Below are 7,616 nucleotides of genomic sequence, written 5' to 3'. Positions count from 1 at the left end.
CACACCACACCGTTGCTGCTTACTGGTGCTCCACCATCATTACTAATGGTACCTCCACTTCGGGCAGAGGTGCTTGTAATCTGATCTACCAGCGGGTTAGTCTCCACTGTAGGCAGAAGCAGAGTCATGAAGCTTTCTTCATTATCAGCATATACTATCCCTATACTATTTTCGGCATAAGCACGGACAAAATATTGCTGCCCGGGGTTAAGACCTGTCATACTACTACTGAAGCTGCCTTCATCAGCTTGTATCGTTCTATTTGTGCTAGGCACTGCTGTAGGGTCAAAGCCTGAGACAGTACTCCACACCAAGCCAGTGCGTAACAAAGGTGATCCACCATTATCGCTCACATCCCCTCCGCTCATTGCCGTCGTCAGTAGTATATCGGCAACGGCACGCGTCTTCAGGGTAGGCGGCACTGGTGGTGCCGTCACTAGGCTGTCCAGGCTACCGTAGGCTGTGCCTGTCTTGTTGGTAGCATAGGCCCGGACGTAGTATTTCGTGTTGCCTAAAAGGTCTGTCAACTGATGAACGAACTCACCAATACCGGTTCCGCTTGTAGTGCTACCAGTGGCATTTTGCAGGTTCAGGTTCATGGAGGTACTCCACACAAGGCCGCTCTTTGTAACCGGTGTACCGCCGTCTGAAACAATGAGCCCTCCGCCTGTGGCTTTCGAACTAGACACATTGCTTGGCTTACTCGTCACCACAGTCGGATAAGTATAGGTTTTGAAAATAACCTGGTTACCATACGCTACTCCAGCTCCATTCCTGGCAAAGGCCCGAACATAATAAATCTGGTTAGGTACCAGCCCCGTCATACTGACGCTAAAATATCCAGTACCATATCCGCTTACCGGACTTTCGGCATAACTGTCGGCAATGGTAGGCATGTTGTTCACGCTCCAGCACACACCTCGCGAAGAAATGGTATCTCCGCCATGGCTGGAGATGTACCCTTGCCCCACAGCACTGGTGGCCCCTATGTTTACCACGCTATAGGTAGTAAGTGTAGCTAAGTCTGGTGCGGACGTTGTAAATTCCACATTGTCGCCGTAAGCTGTACCTACGCTGTTAGTCGCATAAGCTCTCACATAATAGGTTGTGTTAGCCATTAACCCAGTAAGACTGCTGACAAAAGAATCAGAACCAGACCCACCAGATTTGATATTACCTGTTTCCAGTGTCGGATCAGGGTTTGTACTCCATACCACACCTTTGCTGTAAACCCACTCCCGGCCATCATCGGTAATACTGCCACCACTACTGGCTGTAGTGCTGGTAATCTCCACTACCTCAGGATATGTCACGACCTGGGGCCGTGCGGCTGTAGTAAAGCTAATCGTATCGCCATAGGACGTACCAAAACTGTTAGTAGCATAGGCTCTTACATAATACATGGTACCTGGCTCAAGCCCTGTTAGATTACTGTAATAAAGCCCCACCCCCCTCTGGGTCTCAGACACCAGGTGCGTTATTTTATTTTCTGCTGGCACCAACTCAGGATCAAAAACCGGATCAGTACTCCAGACAATGCCCCGCTCTGTCACTTTAGAGACTCCTGTACTGGTTATTTCTCCCCCACTTACAGCAGTCATACCTTTGATACTACTGGCCGGGAGTGTGGTGAGAGTAGGGAGTGAAGTGGTGAGAAAGCTTGTTTCTGAGCTATAAGTGACACCAACTCTGTTCTTGGCGTAGGCCCGGACGTAGTAGAGTGTGCCCGGCTGGAGGTTAATGAGTTCGCTGGCAAAAGTACCTATATCAGAGGGATTTACCACTGTAGAAGCATTGTGAATGATATCAGGGTTATCATAACTCCAATCTGTAATTTTGAGGGTACTCCAGGCCACTCCCCGCTCCTCTACTTCTGCTCCGCCATTATTAAGAATGGTTACTTCAGTTTTTGCCGAAGTGTCTGTAATATCATAAATATTGATGGTTGGTGCACTCAGCACCGGAGGCGTGGCTGCAAGTGTCTGGAACACCTCAAGTTGCCCATAGGCTACGCCAATTATGTTGCGTGCATATGCCCGGACATAATAAGTGGTGCCTTCAATAAGGTTGGTCAGGCGAGTAGGAAACAAACCTGGCCCTGAACCGTCACGTGTTTTGATGGCGGCAGGGTCTACTACAAGAGCTACCGTATCCAGCAGCGGATCTTGGGTAGTGCTCCACACTATTCCACGCTCCGTTACACTGGCACCTCCTGTGCTGGGAATGTCGCCCCCGGTACTGGCACTAATAGGTGTTCGTTCTGTGCCTGGCAGGGTGATAATGGTTGGTACAGAGGCCGCCGCAGTCTTAAAAGTCTGAACATCACCATACGCTATACCGGAGCTATTTACGGCATAAGCCCGGACATAGTAGGTGGTGCTGGCTGTAAGGTTTTTCAGCGTGCTCGGAAAAGTAAAAGGAAACGTAATCTGCCCGGTTACCTTTTCGCGCGTTTTAGTGCTAAGAGTAGTATCAGGCAGAGGATTATTTGTTGTATTCCATACTACTCCCTGTAATGTAACTGGTGAGCCTCCGTCACTGCTGATCAGGGCTCCACTGTTTGCCTGTGTATTGGTAAAGTCGGCAATGGCCAGTGTGCTTACTACTGGTGTACAGCCCACCTCCAGCCAGACGCTGCCGTTGTAGTAGCGGATGGCCCGTGAAGTAGCATTAATGTAAATAGCCCCGGAAGAAAGTCCGATAGGTGCCGGGTCACTGGCTAGCATGGGCAATCGGGAAATCTTCAGAGAACTGTTTGCAGAAAAACCGCTACTTTGCGTAATGGCACTGCTGATACCCTTTAGCTGAGATAGCCTGCTCCAGCCTGTGCCTGTCTGTATCTTCAAGGCACTCTCTGCTCTCGAAAAATACAAAGAACCTGACTCAGCAGTACCAGTTGGCTCCGCCTCCAGCACTGGCAGGTACGGAATACCCTCCTGAACAGCAAAGGAGTGCGCCGAGGCACTTCCCACAAAGCTGCCTGTGCACAGCCCGTCCCACACACTGCCTGTATATACCAGCGGGCGTTTTTCGGAGGGACTATATATGAGCATCCCCGGCGAGGGAGAAACAATGGTGGAAGGCTCAACAGAAGGCAAATGAGGAACCCCGCTTATAACACGAAAATACCCCTGACCATATGACAGAGGCATCCCTAAAAACAATAAAAGCAGGGATAACAGGCAAACTTTTGATAATAGTATTTTCACAATACCAGTAATTTTATTTGTAGCGAACTCACAGTTCTCAATCTTTCCGCTTCAGCTCTTTTCACTTCGACAAGTAAAACTTAATTACCAAAGCCTTCAATAATACTCTCATGTTGACGTGGGTCAGCAATATGATTAAAACTCCTTCTCTACTGATTGCTCAACACTTTAATGCAGAGAAAATAAGGCTTTTTGAATCTTCTTATTTCAGCTTTTTAAGAATGTCGTTTATTTGCTGCTGCTGATTATTTAGAAGAGCTTTCAGTTGATCAATTTCCTCTTGTTGCTGTTTTAGCTGATTTTGCTGTTCTTTTACAGCCTCTATTAACACAGCTGACAATTGAGTATAGTCTACTTTAAGAAAACCATCTGGCCCCTGACTAACCATGCCCGGGTAAACTTTCTGCAGTTCCTGTGCTATTACTCCAACCTTAGGCCCGGATGCATATTTTTTCTGATCGATATACTCGAACTGAACCCCACGTAGCTGATTTATATTTTGCAACGCATGGCTCAATGTTTCGATGTTTGTTTTAAGGCGCTGATCAGAGGGCGTAAAAAAGTTACCGTTTACTGTTAGGTCCTGCCCAAAGCTGGCATTCCCAGAAGCCTCAAAGGCTAAACCATCCCCTGCATCGCCGTCATTACTAACAGTAAAGTTCCCTACACGCAGGTTTTCAGTAGCTGTGTGATTTCCCAGGTTATCTTTTGCTGCTGAGGCTGCTGCATCTACATATGCTTTGGTGGCAGCATCCTGCGGGTTGGCAGGATCAGGTAAATCTGTGATAGTGTAAGCTGACCCATTGCTGTTCATTACTATATTAGCAGCAGCAGTACCAAAGCCACTAAGCGGAATATTGCCTTTGTCTAACTTACTATCCGTAACCTTTCCTTCACTAATGGTAAGCTGACCAGTATTGTCAACTGTGGCATCACCAGATAAGGCCACAGGGGTTGCAATATCAGACGCATTGCCTATATAAAGCTGCCCGTTTGCCAGACCTCTTACAGCTTCCCAGTCTGATCCGTTGTATACATAAAGCTGGTTATTACTCGTATTATAATAAGTATCTCCTGTGTTAACTGTGGTTTCAGGATCGGTTGGGTCTGGCAGAGTTGGCCCGTTTGGCACGGTAGAACCACCTACACTAGTCTTATCTACTAAAACAGGTACACCATTGGCATCAGTCACAAACACTTTTTCCTTATCGGCTGCTCCGTTGGTTCCTAATTTTGCCAGAGTTACGCTAGCATCCTGAATTTTGTCTGTGGTTACAGCAGCGTCAGCAATGGAGGCAACTCCTGTATTACTAAGGGTTACATCTCCTGTCATGGTAACAGGTGTGGCCTTATTTGCAGTGTTACCCACCAGAATAGAACCATCTGCCAGGCCAATGGAGTTTGCATCCGCTATTTTTGTATCCACATAATACTTATTGGCAGCATCATCCAGGTTGGTTGGAGTGGCCAGTTTAGTGATCCTGAAGGTACCTAAGGAGACGTTATCTGTGGCTGCTCCAAAACCGCTAAGCGGAATAGTGTTTTTTGCCACTGCTTCCGCTATACCTTCCGTGTTACCTACATATAACTGATCTTTTGCCAACGCTTTGATGGCTTCCCACGAGGTGCCATTATATATATAGAGTTGATTGTTGGCAGTGTTGAAAAAAGTATCACCCGGATTTAACTTACTATCTGGGTCTGCCGGGTCCGGCAATGTTCCACCCACTGGCGTGCCAGAGCCAAAGGTGCTTCTGTCTATCAACGTTGGCACGCCACTCGCATCAGTTACATAGACTTTGTCTGGCTCTGCTGTTGCCAGCTTTGCCAGTGTCACGCTTCCATCCTGAAGCTTTTCTTTTGTAACAGCAGCATCAGATAGCTTATTTGTACTAACGGCAGCATCCGTAATGGTAGCTACGCCCGTATTACTCAACTCAACGTCACCACTCAATTTAACGGCAGCAGCCTTATTGGCAGCATCTCCTACCAACACATTACCGTCTGTCAGCATAATTCTATCAGTAGTTATACTCAACGTATCAACATAATTCTTATTTGCTGCATCCTGAGGGCTGGTTGGCGTTTCCAGATCGTTTATTTTTTGGCCTCCTAATGAAACAGGTGCAGTAGCCGCACCAAAACCACTAAGCGGAATTGCACCCTTATCAGTTCCTAAAGCTACACCATTTGCATCGCCTACATACAACTGCCCGTCACCTAATGTATTATCCATCGGAACCCAAGAGGTGCCGTTATAGACATAGGACCTGTTCTCTGTTGTGTTATAATAAATGTCTCCAGCGCTAAGGCTCTCATCTCCCGGAGCAGGTAAGGTGCTGCCACTTTTTGGAGCCTTAACATCTACATAAGCCTTTGTGGCTGCATCCTGTTTTGCTGTTGGGTCGGCCAGGTTCGTTATTTTCTGACTACCTAAAGAAACTGAGTCTGTGGCTTCACCAAACCCGCTAAGGGGTATTGCACTCTTATCTGTAGCTGTGGCAATACCATTTGCATCGCCTACGTAGAGCTGTCCGTCACCCAATACATTATCCATTGGCACCCAAGAGGTGCCATTATATAAGTACAGACGGTTATCACTGGTGTTAAAGAAGGTATCTCCGGGTTTAGCTTCATCCGTTCCTGGCAATGTTCCACCTGGTGCCAACCCTCCTCCAATGTTCACCCAGTTGTTACTAGCGTCATACATGTAGAGCTTATTTTCTCCTTCTACATAAAACACATCTCCATATTTTGGTAAAGTTGGCAAAGAGGAAACTTCTGCAGGTCTTACCCATGCTGAACCATCATATGTATAAATATTATAGCTATCAAAGTACTTCCTTACTAAATCTCCTTTGTTTGCTGGGGATATTGTTCCAAGATCCATCGCATAGGAAACAGGTATGGAGGATTCTACAACCTGTTTCCATCCAGAAGATGTTAATTTGTATATTTTAGAATCTCCTGAATATAAAACCACATCTCCTTCAGCAACTGTTACTGTTGGCAACGTTGTTCCCGAATTATATTCTGGTATCTCAGCGTCAATTGATAAAGTGGCAGAGTTCAAAGTGTACACCATTACGCTTTGAGGAGCATCGTTAGTAAGCAACGGAAATCCTTTAGAAGAAGGACGATATACAGTTCCTTGTCCAAAAGCAGGTGCTGAACTATCATTTAAGTTTTTAATTTTTGCTGTGATTGTAGTTCCACTCGCACTTACTTCAAGTAACTCAAAAGTATTTCCATTTAGGTCTATAATTCTATCTCCTACGATAACATCTGCAGCATTAAACACACCGCTTCCATCCGTAAAAGAACCTGTTATGGATGACTCTGCGTTTCCTGTATAATTCACATTTGTTATGCTGATCCGGCCATTAAACTGTTTTAATGTTTGTGCCTTCCCATTAAAAGCAGCAAGAAGTAAACTGAAACACAGGAATAATAACTTACATTTATCCATCAAATCATTGATTAAAATCTAAGCATCACATAAAAGCCTTCTGGCTGATTATGAGAGCTTAACCCATTTACAGTGAAACTTAGTTTACCCGAAGAGAAGCCAGTAACGACGAATTGTGTACTACTATTCCCCATATTATGAACAGGATGAACAGGAGGATTAACTAATGCTATGTCTGCTAGAGTTACAATGGGTATCACAACATTATCAACACTTGTATTAATAATTTGAGTGGTCGAATTGTCTGTTACTTCAAAAAGTAGATCAGTATTATTTCCTATAGCTGCATAAGAAGTAGTAATTTTCATATACTGAACAAACACTCCATCGGGTATAACTATTGATACCTTATTCCCAGATAAAGTACAAGTCACTCCAGGACCAGTTGCCCTAACAAAGAATTTAGTGTTACCGCCCGGATGATAAACCTGCATAGCGCCACCTCCGCCACCAGCTGCTGGCTCCTGCCATGTGGCGGCTGTACCAGTGGAATTAACTGTTAAAACCTTATTGGCATCAGCTGTTGTGATATCTGCAATTTTGTCAAGTTTTGTTTTATCGGCTGGGAGCATTAAACTAGCATTTGTAGTTGATCCTGCAGGAATAGTGGCATCATTTCCGGTGTCAGAGGTTACAATACCCTGCGTTGCGGAAGCGGTATAAGCAAGATTAGTGGCACCGCCTGGCAATGTTACCCAGGCACCGTCACCACGAAGATATGTAGTAGCATCAGGTGTACCGGTACCTAATATACCTCTTACCTGTGCAGCGTTAAGGGCAACAGGAGCAGCAGATGATGTCATGTTATTACCCAAAATGGAATTTGCATTGATATTAGCCAAAGTTGCTGTAGGTGTTCCCCAGGTTCCGTCACCTCGAAGATAAGTTGAACTACTGAGCGTTCCAGATGCACTGATAGCTCCTACAGGTACCGTATT

The 7,616-nt window shown here is 45.7% G+C and carries 2 protein-coding genes and 1 pseudogene; all 3 read right to left on the bottom strand.

Annotated elements, in window-relative coordinates:
- A pseudogene (locus LN995_RS21215) lies at nucleotides 1-3,152 on the bottom strand (hypothetical protein); the annotation flags it as partial.
- Between the two features lie 259 nt (nucleotides 3,153-3,411).
- Entirely contained in the window at nucleotides 3,412-6,570 is a 3,159-nt protein-coding gene (locus LN995_RS22105; protein WP_229963102.1) for a tail fiber domain-containing protein, read from the bottom strand.
- A 119-nt stretch (nucleotides 6,571-6,689) separates the two neighbouring features.
- Nucleotides 6,690-7,616 (bottom strand): hypothetical protein (locus LN995_RS21205; RefSeq protein ID WP_229963101.1); only part of this gene is annotated, 927 nt, incomplete at its 5' end.

Origin of the sequence: Pontibacter silvestris (assembly GCF_020907275.1) — a bacterium.
Classification (GTDB): Bacteria; Bacteroidota; Bacteroidia; order Cytophagales; family Hymenobacteraceae; genus Pontibacter; species Pontibacter silvestris.
Note: the sequence above shows the minus strand (reverse complement) of the source record. Positions and strands in the feature narration are given on the sequence as shown.